General features: G+C 76.3%; 11 protein-coding genes. 1 reads left to right on the forward strand and 10 read right to left on the reverse strand.

The features are described 5' to 3' along the window. Positions 1-183: 183 nt before the first annotated feature. From AC2CJA_RS14870 to AC2CJA_RS14910, 9 genes are all read right to left on the reverse strand, one after another. A complete protein-coding gene (locus AC2CJA_RS14870) occupies positions 184-912 on the reverse strand; it encodes an ABC transporter ATP-binding protein (RefSeq protein WP_484603177.1) in 729 nt (242 codons plus the stop codon). Between the two features lie 126 nt (positions 913-1038). Then, on the reverse strand, positions 1039-2127 hold the full coding sequence (locus AC2CJA_RS14875; protein ID WP_484603178.1) for an FHA domain-containing protein: 1089 nt from the start codon (positions 2125-2127) through the stop codon (positions 1039-1041). Between the two features lie 207 nt (positions 2128-2334). Beyond that, complete coding sequence (locus tag AC2CJA_RS14880; protein WP_484603179.1) at positions 2335-3630, reverse strand: PP2C family protein-serine/threonine phosphatase; 1296 nt, start codon at positions 3628-3630, stop codon at positions 2335-2337. Positions 3631-3744: 114 nt separating this feature from the next. Further along, a complete protein-coding gene (locus AC2CJA_RS14885; protein WP_484603180.1) occupies positions 3745-3900 on the reverse strand; it encodes an Arc family DNA-binding protein in 156 nt (51 codons plus the stop codon). A gap of 203 nt (positions 3901-4103) precedes the next feature. Next, a complete protein-coding gene (locus AC2CJA_RS14890) occupies positions 4104-5411 on the reverse strand; it encodes a hypothetical protein (RefSeq protein ID WP_484603181.1) in 1308 nt (435 codons plus the stop codon). A gap of 333 nt (positions 5412-5744) precedes the next feature. Continuing rightward, positions 5745-6779 (reverse strand): N-acetylglucosamine kinase, encoded by a 1035-nt coding sequence (locus AC2CJA_RS14895; RefSeq protein WP_484603182.1) that lies wholly within the window; start codon positions 6777-6779, stop codon positions 5745-5747. Continuing rightward, positions 6770-8053: a family 4 glycosyl hydrolase gene (locus tag AC2CJA_RS14900; RefSeq protein ID WP_484603183.1), complete on the reverse strand. Its 1284-nt coding sequence runs from the start codon at positions 8051-8053 to the stop codon at positions 6770-6772. Before AC2CJA_RS14900 ends, AC2CJA_RS14895 begins: the two co-directional genes overlap by 10 nt. Positions 8054-8116: 63 nt before the next feature. Then, the gene (locus tag AC2CJA_RS14905) at positions 8117-9400 is read right to left on the reverse strand and encodes an ROK family transcriptional regulator (protein WP_484603184.1); all 1284 of its coding nucleotides are present in this window, start codon (positions 9398-9400) and stop codon (positions 8117-8119) included. A gap of 132 nt (positions 9401-9532) precedes the next feature. Beyond that, on the reverse strand, positions 9533-10624 hold the full coding sequence (locus AC2CJA_RS14910; RefSeq protein ID WP_484603186.1) for a mechanosensitive ion channel family protein: 1092 nt from the start codon (positions 10622-10624) through the stop codon (positions 9533-9535). Between the two features lie 215 nt (positions 10625-10839). Between AC2CJA_RS14910 and AC2CJA_RS14915 the strand changes: the two genes are divergently transcribed. After that, entirely contained in the window at positions 10840-11385 is a 546-nt protein-coding gene (locus AC2CJA_RS14915; protein ID WP_093849161.1) for an HNH endonuclease, read from the forward strand. A gap of 70 nt (positions 11386-11455) precedes the next feature. Here the strand turns inward: AC2CJA_RS14915 and AC2CJA_RS14920 are convergent. Continuing rightward, on the reverse strand, positions 11456-14267 hold a 2812-nt coding region (locus AC2CJA_RS14920), incomplete at its 5' end, for a glycoside hydrolase family 84 protein (RefSeq protein WP_484603185.1).

A 14267-nucleotide genomic window follows, 5' to 3' on the forward strand; every position in this document is an offset into this window, starting at 1 on the left:
GGACGCCGGTCCGCCCTGGCGGCGAACCGGCGTTCCCTGCCCTGCTCCGCAGGAGCTTCGTTTCCTCCCCGCCCTAAAGGACGGGGTATCCACGAAGGAGAGCCCCGATGAAGAAGGCGGCGGTACGGTCCCGCAGCAGGCCCAGGGCCATCGCCCTGGAGAGGCTGGTGAACGTTCCGGCGCTCACTGGCGGTACTCCCGTCCGGTCAGCTGGAGGAAGACGTCCTCCAGGGAGTCCACGCCCAGCTCCCCGATCAGCTCGGAGGGCGCGCCCACGCGCAGCACGCGGCCGTGGTCCATCACCGCGACCCGGTCGCACAGGGTCTCGGCCTCGTCCATGTAGTGCGTGGTGAGCACCACGGTGCGGCCCTCCTCGTTGATGGCGCGCAGCAGGTCCCACAGGTTGCGGCGGGCCTGCGGGTCGAGACCGGTGGTCGGCTCGTCCAGGAAGACCAGCTCCGGGTCGTGGACCAGCGCGCAGGCGATGGACAGCCGCTGGGCCTGGCCTCCGGAGAGCTTGTTCTCGCGGGTGCCGGCCTTCTCGGTCAGGCCGACGGTCTCCAGCATCGAGTCGGCGCGCTCGGCGGAGACGCCGTAGAGGGAGGCGAAGGTGTGTATCTGCTCGCGGGCGGTCAGCTTCTCGAAGAACGCCGAGGCCTGGAGCTGGACGCCCATGCGGCGCAGCAGCGCCGGATCGCGGGGGAAGGGGGACTCGCCGAGCAGCCGGACCGTCCCCTCGTCCGGCCTGCGCAGACCCTCGGTGATCTCCAGGGTGGTCGTCTTGCCCGCGCCGTTCGGTCCGAGGATGCCGTAGAACTCGCCGCGCTCGACGGTGAGGGACACCCCGTCGACGGCTTGTACGTCCCCGTACCGCTTGCGCAGTCCCTCGACTGTGATCGCGGCGTCTGTCACAGGACGGAGGCTAGTGCCGGAATATCACCTTCCGGTATTCGGCCGGATCCGGGCCGGTCTCATCCGGCGACCGGATGCGGCTCGGGAGCCCCGGGAGCCCCCGGGCTCCCGAGCCGGCCGCGGGGGTCAGCCCCGGCGGAGGGTGATCGTGGTCCACGCGCCGACGTGCACCCGGTCGCCCTCCCGGAGCGGGACGGGGACGAACGGCTGGATCGGGTCCTCGGCGCCGTTGATGGTGGTGCCGTTGGTGGAGTCCTGGTCGACCACGGACCAGCCGCCGTCGGGCTGCCGCACCAGCACCGCGTGCTGGTGCGAGACCCCCGGGTCCTCCGGCGAGCGGCCCAGGTCGATGTCGGGCGACTCGCCGGTGGAGTGGCGGCGGCGGCCGATGGTGACCTGGGGGCCGCTGAGCTGGACGTGCTGCTCGGCGGAGTAGGGGGGCATGTTGAGCCCGGCCGCCTCGGGGCCGCTGCGCCGCATCATCGCGGTGAAGTACTCGTGGTCGGGTCCGACCGTCACCGCCCAGTTCGCGGGCTGCTGCTGGTGCTGCGGCCCCTGCTGGTGCTGCGGCTCCTGATGCGGGGGCTGGGGGTAGCCGTAGCCGGGCTGCTGCCCGTAGTCGGAGCGGCCGTAGCCGGGCTGCCCGTGCGGGCCGGGCTGCTGCCCGCCGTGCGAGGGCGGCGGCAGCGTCCAGTCGTCACCGCCGCCCCCCTGCGGCTGCCGGGGCGGCTGCGGGGGCTGGGGGTAGCCGTAGCCGGGCTGCTGCCCGTAGTCGGGCTGCCCGTGCTGCGGCTGCCCGTGCGGGGGCTGGGCGTGGTACTGGGGAGGGGGCGCGGGCGGAGACGGCGGGCCGGGCGGGCCCTGCGTCTGGAAACCGGGTGGCAGGTTCAGCCCGCCCATGCTGCCGCCGGGCATCTGCTGCGGCGGTGCGGGCGGAGGCGGGCCGTAGGCGGCGGGGGAGTGCGTGGGGAAGCCGTACCGGCACTCCTCGCAGACCGGGGACCGCCCCTCGCGGGGGGTACGGCACCGCGGGCACGGCTCGCCCTGCGCCGCGGAGTCGCCCCCGGGACCGGGATAGCCGTAACCGCCCCGGCCGGGCATCGGGGGCGGCGGGACGGCACCGGCGGGCACACCCGGAGCGGAGGCCATGCGGTGGCCGCACACCTCGCACCAGTCCTCGGCCGCCGACTGATGGCCGTTCGGGCAAGTCGGCATGTCGGTCCTTCCCCCTCCGCGCGGCTCCGTGTCGCGTCACTCGGTCGTTCGCTTCTCCGCGCGCCCCGGCCTTCGGGCCGCGCGCTCGGTGGTCCCGCCGGTCCCGGGGGCCACCGCCGTCAGCGGAACAGTACCGGGCGCGGGGCCGGTCATGCCCACTGCCTTCCTCACCGCCTCCGGGCCGTTCCCGCCCGGCCGCGGCCCGGCTCAAGAGCCGGGCGGCGCGGAGAACGGGAGCACCGCCACCGTCACGTTGTCGTGGCCGCCGCCGTCCAGCGCGTGCCCCACCAGGTGCCGGGCGGACCGCATCGGGTGGGTACGGGCGTCGGCCGGGACGGCCGCGGCCATCTCCCCGGCGGACTCGGCGTAGTTCCACAGCCCGTCCGTGCACACCACCACCACGCCCGGCCGGTCCGGGGTGAACGAGGCGGTGTGCGGGGCGATCTCGTAGGCGTCCGCGCCCAGCCACCCGGTGATGGCGTGCGCCCGGGCGTCCGCGTAGGCCTCGGCCTCCTCCATCAGGCCCGCCGCCACCATCTGGGCGGCCCAGGAGTCGTCCTCGGTGAGCCGGGCGGGCGTGGCGGAGCGGTCGTCGGGGACCCAGTAGGCGCGGCTGTCGCCGATCCAGCCGACGGTGAGGAGGCCCGCGGCGACCACCGCGCCGACGATGGTGCAGGCCGGGGCGTTCTCCACCGGGTCGCGGGGTTCCGGGGCCAGGGCGTTGACGGCCTCGGAGGCCGCCACCAGGGCGTCGTGCACGGCCTGCCGGGGGTCGGCGCCGCGCGGCAGGGACCGCCGCAGGGAGGCGCACGCGGACTCGGCGGCGGCGGCCGAGGCCTCGTCCGGGCGGGTCGCCGACGACACCCCGTCGCAGACGACGGCGATCACGGCCGGGGAACCGTCCGGCAGCGGGGCGGACGAGAGCGCGAAGGAGTCCTCGTTGCGGTGGTGGCGCAGCCCCCGGTCGCTGACCGCCGCCACCCCTTCCGACTCCTCCTCCATGTGGTCGCGTTCGCGCGGCTGGGCATGGCCGCAGTGCTCGCAGCGGCCCTCGGCGTCGACGGCGCCCGTGCCGCAGGCGACGCACCGCTCCTCCCCGCCGGCGCCTCCCGCGGTCCCGCCGGCCGGGGGCGGGTCCTGGCGTGGGTCCGGTCCCGGCGGACCGGCCTGCCCGGCGGGGGCCGCGGGAGGAACGGCGGGTCCGGGCGGCACGGGCGGCACGGGCGGCGGCGCCTGCGGGGCGGGAGGCGGCAGGACGTAGTCCGACCCGCCCTGTGCGGTGTCCGGCCCGGCCGGTGGGACCGCGGGAGGCACCGGCGGTACGGGCGGCATGGGCGGCATGGGCGGCGCCGCCGGAGGCGGCGGGATCAGGGGAGGGGCGGAGGGCTGCGAGCCGCCCGTCCCGGCCGCCGGACCGGCGCCGCACGCGCCGCGATGGAGATCACCGTCCTCCAGCGGCTCCTGGCACCGGGGGCAGACGGAAGGGCGGTCGGGCTGCGGCATGATCACCGGGTTCCTTCGATGGTGTCCCGGCCTCCGGGCCGGGGGTGGGGGCGCCTCCCGCCGACGGGAGGGGGCTGACTTCTGGGGGGCGGGACGGGGAGCGGCGAACCGCCTTCAGCGCGATTCGCCGTCGGCTTCGGCGGCGCGCTCGACCTCCAGGCGGTAGACGATCTCGGAGTTGAGGGATCTGCGGGCGGACCCGGCCTGGGCGACCAGCCATTCGTGGAGGTCGACGGGGAGGCGGAGCGTGATGCGTGTCGTCTCGTCCATGACTTCACAATAGGGTCCGTGTGGTGTTGCGGAGGCGTCCCCGAGGCGGCACCGTGACACCATGGGTACTGGTGGGCGCACGGCACACCTCCTCCGTCACTCCACCGGGTGCCCCGGTGGTCAAGCGTTCCCGGCGCATCAGGTCCGAACCCGCCCCCCGCGGTCACGCGGACCGGGTTCCGGCGGGCCGGAGACCGCCCGGCTCACCGGAGCTCCCCCTCTCCACGCGCGGGCCCGTCGTCCGCGGGTCCGGGCGGCACCGGCACCTCCAGCGCCGCGTCCCGGTAGCGCAGCACCGCCTGCTCGGCCGCGCGCAGATCGCACGGCGCGCTCCACAGCAACCGCCGGGCGGCGTCGTACCGCTCCGCCAGCAGGGGGTCGTCGGCGGCCCCGCGCCGCGCCACCCGCGCGCGGTAGGCGTCCAGCCGGCCGCGCAGCTCCGCACGCACCGCCAGCGGCGCGGTCACGTCGGTCAGCGAGGCGCGGGCCCGCTCCAACTCCTCGTCCGCGCGCTCCTCCAGGCTCTCCAGCAGCGGTGACAGCCGGTGCCAGCGGGCGTGCCGCCGGTGTTCCGCGGCCAGCGCGAGCTGTTCGTACAGGGCGGTCGGCGGCCCGCTCACCGCGGGCACCTCGACCGCCGCGATCTTCGCCAGCACCTCGCCGCGCGCCGTCCTGGCCTCGGCCAGGGTCCGGTCGGCCCGCGACAGCACGTCGCGCAGTCGCATCAGCCGCTGCTCGGCGTCCTGCCGCACCTGGAGCACGGCGTCGATCTCACGCCGCACGTCCTCCAGGGCACGGGCCGCGCGGTCGTACCGTACGGTGTCGGGACGCCCGCCGCCGGGGGCCGAACTCCCGCCCGCCGACGCCCAGAAGGCCAGCGGATCGGCGACCACCCCGGCACGCAGCGCGGTCAGCTCCGCGGTGACCTGCTCCAGGTCGTCGCCCGCCGGATGCTCCCCGGGGCGCACGCCCACGGAGTGCGCCAGGGAGCGGATGCGCTTGAGTTCGGCGGAGAGCATGTCTATCCGCGCGGGCAGCGCGGACCACACGGAGTCGGCGGCGGCGACGGTGTCGAGGGCCCGGGCGTACCAGCCGTTCATCCGGGCCACCAACTCGGCCAGGCTGATCCGCTCGACGGAACCGGAACCGGAACCGTCGGCGGCGGGGACGGCGACCGCCGGGCCGCGCAGCCGCGCGGTCAGTTCGGCCAGGTCCTCCGGTCCGGGCCAGCGGCTCCCACCGCGCAGTTCGCGCGCGGCCTCCAGCGCGGCGGTGAAGGCGTCGAAGTACGTCCACAGCAGCGAGACGGCCTCCTCCGTCCGCGCCCACCGCTCCTTGGAGATCCCGGTCAGTTCGGCGCCCTCCAGCAGCCTGCGCCCCGCGTGGTCCTGGAGCGCGTACAAGGAGGTCTCCACCGCCTCGTGCTCCGCCGCCAACCGCGCCAGGGCACGGTCCACCTCCTCGCGGGCCATCACCGGTCCGCCCGGTTCGGCAGCCCCGTCGTCCCCCATCGGTCACCTCGCCGCTCGTGTCGTCTTCGCGTCCCGTACGCGTCCGTGCCGCGCCCGGCGTCCGCCCGGCCCCGGTGGGCCGGGGGAGCACCGGATCCGCTGCTCCCATCTTGTCGGCCGGACGCCGCCCGTGTACGGCCATCCGCGGACTGCCCCGCCCACACCGGCGGTACTCCTCCGGCGCGTTGTTGACGCGAGCCACCCGGTTCCCCGCCCCCGGGGCCCTCGGCCTCCGACGGGCCGGGGACGCGCCCCCACGTGTTCGGGCCCCCTCCCACGCGCGCCCGGGCACGCGTGGGGAGGGGGCCCGAACACGTGGGGAGGGAACGCGTCTCAGGCGCCCGCGGCGCGTTCGGCGTAGTGGGCGCGCAGCCGGGCGCAGGGGACGGGCCCGGCCCCCAGCCGGTCCAGGGCCAGCAGACCGGCGCCGAGGACCGGGGGAGCGGTGACCACATGAGCGGTGGCCAGCGGGGCGCGCTCGGCCAGCAGGGCGAGCAGGCGGTCGTGCAGGAGCGGGTGCCGGGCGGCCGCGACACCGCCGCCCAGCACCACCGGCACCTCGGTCCCCAGCAGGTCCAGCCGCTCCAGCGCCACCGAGGCCATCACCGCGATCTCCTCGGCCTGCCGGTGCACCAGACAGCGGGCCACGGCGTCGCCCCGCGCGGCCAGGGTGAAGAGGACGGGCACCAGCTCGTGCCTGCGCCCGCCCGGCAGACCGCCCAGGTGGAACGCCTCGATCAGCGCGTACATACCGGGCAGCCCGAAGTGCGCGGGCAGCGCCCGGGCCAGCTCGGTGTCCTCGCCCCGGCCGTCCTCGGCGCGGGCGGCGTGCCACAGGGCCTCCTCCGCCAGCCCTCCTCCGCCGCCCCAGTCCCCGGACAGACGGCCGACGGCGGGGAAGCGGTGGACGCGGCCGTCGGCGGTGACACCGGCGCAGTTGATCCCCGCACCGCACACGACGGCGACCCCGTTCCGGGGCGATCCGTCGTCGGGCAGGCCCGCGCGCAGTATCGCGAAGGTGTCGTTGGCCACGCGGACGGTGCGGCCCCAGCCGGCGTCGTCGATCCGCTCCGCCAACTCCCGCTCCTCGCGCGGCAGGTCGGCGTTGGCCAGGCAGGCCGACACATGCCCGGCCAGAGGGACGCCCGGCCGCGCGTCCGGATCCGCCGCGTCCAGACCCGCGTCCCGGGCCGCCCGGGCCACCGTCCGCGCCAGCGACGCGACGGCTGCCCCGGCCCCGGTCTCCGGCGGCCGGAAGCCGCCGCCGCGCGCCGAGCCCAGCACCGTCCCGTCCGCCGAGACCAGCGCCACGTCGGTCTTGCTGTTGCCCGCGTCGACGGCCAGCGCCGCGGCGGGGGTCAGGCCCATGCCAGGTACTCCCGGTTGTGCGCGAGCAGACGGTCCGTCAGTTTCTCGGCGAGGGCGTACTGACCGATCAGGGGGTGGGCCAGCAGCGCGGCGAACACCCGGTCCCGGCCGCCGCGCAGGGCGGCGTCCAGGGCCAGGTGCTCGTACGCCGTCACCGCCGAGACCAGGCCGGTGCAGAGCGGGTCCAGGGGCGGTACGGGCAGCGGCTCCGCGCCCGCCGGGGAGACCACGGCCGGGACCTCGACCACCGCGTCGTCGGGGAGGAAGGGCAGGGTGCCGTCGTTGCGGACGTTCACCACCTGCGCGCCCGCGCCCGTGTCCGCGCCGCTCCGCCCGCCGCCCAGCAGGGACGCGGTCAGGGCGACGGCGGCCTCGGAGTAGTAGGCGCCGCCGCGCCCGGCCAGCAGCTCCGGCTTGGTGTCCAGCGCCGGATCGGCGTACATCCCCAGCAACTCGCGCTCCATCGCGGCGACCTCCGCCGCCCGCGGGGGGCGCTCGCGCATCTCGGCCACGACCTCGTCGTGCGCGTAGAAGTAGCGCAGGTAGTACGAGGGCACGGCGCCCAGCCGGTGCAGGAGTGGCTCGGGCAGCCGCAGGTCGGCGGCGATCGCCGCGCCGTGCCGGGCCAGCAGCCCGGGCAGCACGTCCCGCCCCTTTGGCCCGCCCAGGCGCACCCCCCGCTCCCAGGTGAGGTGGTTGAGCCCCACGTGGTCGAGGTGCACCCGGCCGGGCTCCACCTCCAGCAGGGCGGCGAACTTCCGCTGGAGGCCGATCGCGACGTTGCACAGGCCCACCGCCCGGTGGCCCTCGTTCAGCAGCGCGCGGGTGACGATGCCGACCGGGTTGGTGAAGTCGACGATCCACGCGCCGGGGTTGGCGCGGCGCACCCGCTCGGCGATGTCCAGGACGACGGGGACGGTGCGCAGAGCCTTGGCCAGTCCGCCCGCGCCCGTGGTCTCCTGTCCGACGCAGCCGCACTCCAGCGGCCATGTCTCGTCCCGCTCGCGGGCCGCCTGGCCGCCCACACGGAGCTGGATCAGCACGGCGTCGGCGTCGGCGACGGCCGCGTCCAGGTCGCCGGTGGTGGTGACGGCGGCCGGGTGGCCGGCGCGGGCGAGCATGCGGCGGGCGAGCCCGCCCACCAGCTCCAGCCGGTCCCCGGCCGGGTCGGCCAGGGCCAGTTCGGTGACCGGCAGGGTCTTCCGCAACCGGGCGAAGCCGTCGACGAGTTCGGGGGTGTAGGTGGACCCGCCGCCCACCACTGCGAGTTTCACGGGACTGCCTCCTGGGAGCTCGGGAGCGGAACGAACGTCCGGGCGCGGGTATCGGCGCGGGTCTCAGCGGGAGGTGTCGAACACCTCGTCGCGGGTGGCGGCCAGGGCGCTCTCCAGCGCCCCGCTGAGCACGGGGTGCCCGGTGACGGTCCCGAGGACCAGCCGCGGCCGGGGGGCGGCCAGTTCGTCCAGCTCCCGCCGCACCAGCGCGCGCAGCACCTCGCCGCCCGCGGCGAGCACGCCGCCGGACAGCACGATCAGCTCCGGGTCCAGTACGGCGACCAGCGCGGCCAGCCCGGTCGCCAGCCCGGTGGCGGTACGCCGCAGCAACTCGCCGTACGGGCCGCCGCCCCGGCCGCCGCCGTCCTGCCCGGTCTCCGGGCCGGCCCGCTCCACCGCCCGGGCCAGCAGCTCCGCCGCCGCCTCGCCGTCCCGGCCGGAAGGGGGCTCGATGCCCAGCTCGCGCGCCGTCCGCAGCAGCGCTCGCGCGCCCGCCAGCTCCTGGAACCCGCCCCTGTTGGCGCGGGCCACCCGACGGACCAGCGGGGCGCCTGGGACGGGCAGGAACCCGACCTCGCCCGCGCCGCCGGTCCAGCCGCGGTGCGGCCGCCCGCCCAGTACCAGCGCGGCGCCCAGGCCCTGCCCGTTCCAGAGCAGGACGAAGTCGTCGTGGCCCCGGGCGGCGCCCAGGCGGTGCTCGGCGACGGCGGCGAGGTTGACGTCGTTGTCGTACTCCAGTGGCGCCGGCAGCGCGGCGGCCAGCTCCTCCAGCAGGCCGGGGGAGTGCCAGCCGGGCAGGTGGGAGGCGTAGCGCAGCCTTCCGGTGCGCGGGTCGAAGGCCCCCGGGGTGCCGATGACGACGCGGTGCAGGGCGGACCGGGTGAGCCCGGCGGCCCCGGCGGCCCCGTCCACGGCGGCCACGACCCGCCGTACGACCGGCCCGGCGGACCGCCGCCCGGGAGCCGCGGTGTCCCCGGAATCCCCGGCGCTCCCGGAGCGCCCCGGCGCGGGTACCTCGAAGGAGCCGACGGTACGGCCGGTGATGTCGGCGACCGCGGCGCGGATCCGGGTGGCGGTGACGTCGAGCCCGGCCACGTACGCCGCGGCCGGGTTCAGCGAGTAGAGCTGGGCGTTCGGCCCCGGGCGGCCCTCGCCGGCGCCGGCGACCCGGACCAGCCCGGCGGCCTCCAGGCGGGCCAGGAGCTGGGAGGCGGTCGGCTTGGACAGCCCGGTCAGCCTGCCGATGCGGCCGCGCGAGAGCGAGCCGTGCGCGAGCAGCAGTTCGAGGGCGGCGCGGTCGTTGATCGCGCGCAGCACCCGGGGCGTTCCCGGAGCGGTTCCGGCCATCGGCCCCTGCCCTCCATTAACTGTTAGGAAGGTTTCCTGTCGTTTCGCAGGGACAGTAGGGCCCGCCTCCGGCCGGCGTCAACGGACGCGGCGGAGGCGGGCCCGTGCCGCTTCCCGTACGTCCGCCGCGTCCTACCGCCGCGGCCCGCCCGAGCCCCGCCCGAGATCCTCCGGCCCCTTCACGAGGGCCTTCACCGGATCCCTCAGGGCGTCCTTCGGCGGGTCCACCGCCTCCTTCGCCGCTCCCGTCGCGGGCCCCTTCTCCAGCCGGGCCCGGCCGGAGTCCCGCGCGTGGGCCGGCGCCCCCAGCTCCTCGTCCAGCCTCCGCAGCGCCGCCAGCGACTCCTCGTCCACCATCCGGACGCCCAGCGCGTCCAGCGCCCGCTTGACCCGCCGGCGCAGCTCGCGCTCCACCGGCAGCGCCTTGCCCGGCATCGTCTTGGCCGAGACGCGGATGGTCATGCTGTCCAGCGTCACCGAGTTCAGGCCCAGCACCTCCACCGGCGCCCACAGGACCTCGTCCCACGGCGCGGAGGTCGACATCCCCTCACCGGCCGCGGCGATCGCCGAGCAGACCTCCTCCAGGTCCTCGTCGGAGCGGACCTCCACGTCCAGGGCGGCCGTCGCCCAGCCCTGGCTGAGATTGCCGACCCGCTTGATCTCGCCGTTGCGCACGTACCAGATCTCGCCGTCGTCGCCGCGCAGCTTGGTCACCCGCAGCCCGATCTCCAGGACGGTGCCGGTGGCCTCGCCCGCGTCTATGCGGTCGCCGACCCCGTACTGGTCCTCCAGCAGCACGAACATCCCGGTCAGCACGTCCGTGACCAGGTTGCGGGCGCCGAAGCCGATCGCCACGCCCGCCACACCGGCACTGGCCAGCAGCGGGGCCAGGTCGATGCCGAGGGTGGACAGCACGATCAGCAGTGCCGTCCCCATGATCACGAAGGTGGTGACGCTGCGCAGCACCGAGCCGATGGCCTCCGTGCGCTGGCGCCGCCGCTCGGCGTTGACCAGCAGGCCGCGCAGGGCGTTGCCGCTGGCCTCGGCCTCGGCGTTGCGGTTCATCCGGGCGATCAGCCGGGTGATGGCCCGTCTGACCACCGAGCGCAGCACGACGGCGATCGCCAGGATCAGCGCGATGCGCAGCCCGACGGCGAGCCAGGTCCCCCAGTTCTCCTCTATCCAGCCCGCGGTGTCGGTGGCGGTCCTGTGCGCCTCGTCCATGGAATCCACTCACAACACACTAACGGGGGACACCTCGCTGGACGGGCCGCGTCACCCGGGGTAGTGGCGGCACCAGGCGGGGGAGGAACAGCGTGTGGTCGAAAACACGCTCAGCGCGTTACGCGATCGTGGTGGCGCCGCCACCGGGGCGCGGGACACACTGGGGGAGATCGTCCCGGCGCGAGCCACGCGCCGCCGACGTACAAGGAGGCACCGTGCCGCACGTCCTGGTCCTCAACGCGTCGTACGAGCCGCTCGGCGTCGTACCGCTCCGCCGCGCGCTCATACTCGTCCTCAACGGCAAGGCGATCAGCCTGGAGGACTCCGGCGCCCTCATGCACAGCGCGACCCAGGCCATACCCGCCCCCAGCGTCGTCCGTCTCAAACGCTTCGTGCGCGTGCCCTTCCGGGGCACGGTGCCGCTCACCCGCCGCGCCCTGTTCGCCCGCGACGGCGGCCGGTGCGCGTACTGCGGTGGCGTCGCGACCAGCGTCGACCACGTCGTACCGCGCAGCCGCGGCGGGCAGCACTCCTGGGAGAACGTCGTGGCGGCCTGCCGCCGCTGCAACCACGTCAAGGCCGACCGCCACGTGGCGGAGCTGGGCTGGCGACTGCGCCACCAGCCCGCCCCGCCCAGCGGCCTGGCCTGGCGGATCATCGGAACGGGGCACCGGGACCCGCGCTGGCTGCCGTATCTGCGGCCCTACGGCGCGGACGACGCCCTGGCCCGGATCGAAGGCAGAACGACGACACCCGCCTGAGGTCCGGGCCCTCCCGTACGGGGCCGGCGGCGGGGCCGGTGACGGCCCCGTGTCCGGCGCGCCCCGGACCCTACTCCCGCTCCCGCCGCTCCCCGGCCCCCTCCCTCGCCTTCTCCTCGTCCCGCTCGGGCTCTTGCACGGCGTAGGCCTCCAGCGACCACAGCGAGACGCCGAAGCGGGTCGCCCGCTCATCGGCCACGATCCGCACGTAGCGGGTGCCGGCGGGCGCGTCCATCCGCACCGTCTCCCGGCCGCCCCGCCCGTCGCGGACGGTCGCGGCCGTGCTCCAGGCCCTGCCGTCGGCGGAGACCTGTACGCGGTAACGGGAGGCGTACGCGTCCTGCCAGTGCAGCCGCACCTCGCCGATCCGGGCCGGGCGGTCCAGCTCCACCCGCAGCCACTGGCCGTCCTCGGCGGGGGAGGACCAGCGGGTCCCGGGATCGCCGTCGGTCGCCGCCGAGGCGGGGAAGTCCCCGGTCTCGTCGGCCGAGGAGCCGGCCTTCGCGCCCCGGGCCAGATCCGGTCCGCCGGTGGGCGGATAGGCGCGCACCGTCAGAGTCCTCCGCAGGCTCTCGCCCTCGGCGGTGAGGGTGACCGGGATCCGGTACGTGCCCGGCCGTACGTCCTTCCCGGCGCTGATCTCGATCTCCGGAGCCGCCGGCACGCCGCGCCGGAGCGTGACCCGCCGCGGGGCCCGCACCGTGAAGCCCTCCGGCGCCCGCACGGTCAGCCGGCCGCGCACGTCGGTGGGCCGGTGGCCGGTCAGCCGGGCCCCGACGGCGGCCGGCTCGCCGCCGATGACGGCGTTGGCCTCCTCGCGGGAGAGTTCCAGCCCGGCTCCGGGTGAGTCCGAGTACCAGGGCGTCAGCTCGTGGATCACCGGAGGCCTCGAACCGTCCTGCCAGACCAGCCGTACGGCGTCCGCCCGCAGACCGCCGGTGTCCACCTCCGTCCAGCCCTCCCCGGAGAGTGCGCCCAGCCGCCTCCAGCCCTCGCCCGGCACATGCGCCTCGACGGCCGCGCGGGTGCCCGCGCCCGGCTCGGACTGGACGGTGACGGCCGCCAGGGAACGCGCCCGGGGCAGCCGCAGCACCAGCTCGTCACCGCCGCCCTCCCCCTCGTCGCCGCCGGGCCCGGGCTCCTCGGCGGCGCGGAAGGCCGTGGCCGGGTCGCCGTCGGCGGCGTGTTCCGGCGGGGATCCCGGCAACGGTTCGGGGCCGCCGCGTACCCGCTCGCCGGAACGCCCGGCCCGCTTCGCTCCGCCGCCCGCGCCGGACCAGTCGTCGGCGGCCTTCAGGGCCCTGTCGACGAAGGCGGGCAGCACGTCCTCGCCGACCGTCACCCCGCTCCCGCGGGCCTCCGCGCGCAGCCGCTGGAGCTCCAGCCGCGCCTTCCACGCCCCGGCGCCGTCCCCGCGCCGCTGGGCGGCCAGCATGTCCACCGCGTACCGGCCGGCCAGCCCGTAACGGGCCAGCTGCCGCACCCAGGGGCGCATCTCCTCGCTCAGGGCGCCGCCGGCGACCTGAGCCAGGCCCTCCGGGGAGTCGCGCAGGACGGCGAAGGCCTCGCGCAGCCGGTCGGAGGCGGCGGCGAACTCCTCGTCGTCCTCGCCCGCGCGGGCCTTCCAGAAGGCGTCGAGCAGGGGGGCGAGGTAGGCCGACTCCCTCTCGTCGAGCACCGAGGAGGAGTTGTTGGCGGCCAGGGCGTGCAGCGCCCGGCGGGCCCGTTCCCCGGAGCGCTCGGTCCCCGTCTCCCCGCCGCCCGTCGCCGCCAGGTCCTCGACGGCAGCCTTCCAGGACTCCCGCGGCCGGTAGCCGCGCGGGTTCCAGGCGTAGTCGGCGACGGTGAACAGCGGCAGGCGGGAGGCCGTCGCCTGCTCCATGGCGTTGGCCAGCAGCGCCGCCGAGCGGTTGGCTACGGCCGGTTCCCGGCCGGTGTAGGGACCGAGGAAGACGCGGTCGCCGGCGTAGTCGTTGACCGGGTAGTTGTCCATGGTGACCAGCGGGTGGCGGAAGACGGTGCGGGCCCGGGCCAGCTCGCCGCCGGTGATGGTGGCGGGCACGACCCCCACCCCCGTCCAGGCCACCTCCACGTCCGTGTCCAGCTCTTCGGCGAGCGTGTCGCGGTACTCGGTCGGGCCGTCCTGGTAGAACTCCGTCGGCAGCACCGACAGCGGAACCGCGTCGCGCCCGAAGCCGTACCGCTCCGCCAGGTGCGCCGCCACCTCGTTGGCGATTTCCGCGTGGGCGGTGGCCGCGGCCTCGGGGCCCGTGCCGTAGCGCTCGGCGTCCGCGCCGCAGTGCCACTCGGTGTAGCTGGCGTCCTCGAAGCGGAGCTGGAACGCCCGCACACCCAGGGCCGCCATGGCGTCGATCTTGCGCAGCAGGGCCTTGCGGTCGTCCCCGGAGGCCAGGCACATCGACTGTCCCGGCGAGACGGCCCAGCCGAGCACCACGTGGTTGCGCCGGGCGCGCTCGGCGAGCTCGCGGAACCGCGCGCGCCACTCGGCCGGGTAGGGCTCGCGCCAGCGCGACTGGCGGAACGCGTCGTCGCCGGGCGCGTACAGATAGCGGTTCTGCTTGGTGCGGCCCATGAAGTCCAGGTGGGCCAGGCGCTCCCGGTGCGGCCAGGCCTCGCCGTAGAAGCCCTCCGTGGTGCCGCGCACGGGCGAGGCGGGCCAGTCGCGCACGACGGCCCCGGTGATCCGCGCCCCGCCCTCGCCGGTGGTCACCAGCTGCCGCAGCGTCTGCGCGGCGTGGAAGAGCCCGTCCGGGCCGACGCCCGCCAGCGCCACAGTGCCGCCCGGGCCGTCCGCGCCGTCCGCACGCCCGGCCGCCAGCCGGTAACCGCCCGGGGGCAGGTCGCCGCGCTCGGGGGCGCCC

This window comes from Streptomyces sp. ATLC9 (genome assembly GCF_057196705.1).

Coding starts and splice junctions, on each gene's coding strand:
- AC2CJA_RS14885 (WP_484603180.1), bottom strand. CDS start 3,900: ATGGACGAGACGACACGCATCACGCTCCGCCTCCCCGTCGACCTCCAC.
- AC2CJA_RS14895 (WP_484603182.1), bottom strand. CDS start 6,779: ATGGGCCTGACCCCCGCCGCGGCGCTGGCCGTCGACGCGGGCAACAGC.
- AC2CJA_RS14905 (WP_484603184.1), bottom strand. CDS start 9,400: ATGGCCGGAACCGCTCCGGGAACGCCCCGGGTGCTGCGCGCGATCAAC.
- AC2CJA_RS14890 (WP_484603181.1), bottom strand. CDS start 5,411: ATGGGGGACGACGGGGCTGCCGAACCGGGCGGACCGGTGATGGCCCGC.
- AC2CJA_RS14910 (WP_484603186.1), bottom strand. CDS start 10,624: ATGGACGAGGCGCACAGGACCGCCACCGACACCGCGGGCTGGATAGAG.
- AC2CJA_RS14875 (WP_484603178.1), bottom strand. CDS start 2,127: ATGCCGACTTGCCCGAACGGCCATCAGTCGGCGGCCGAGGACTGGTGC.
- AC2CJA_RS14880 (WP_484603179.1), bottom strand. CDS start 3,630: ATGCCGCAGCCCGACCGCCCTTCCGTCTGCCCCCGGTGCCAGGAGCCG.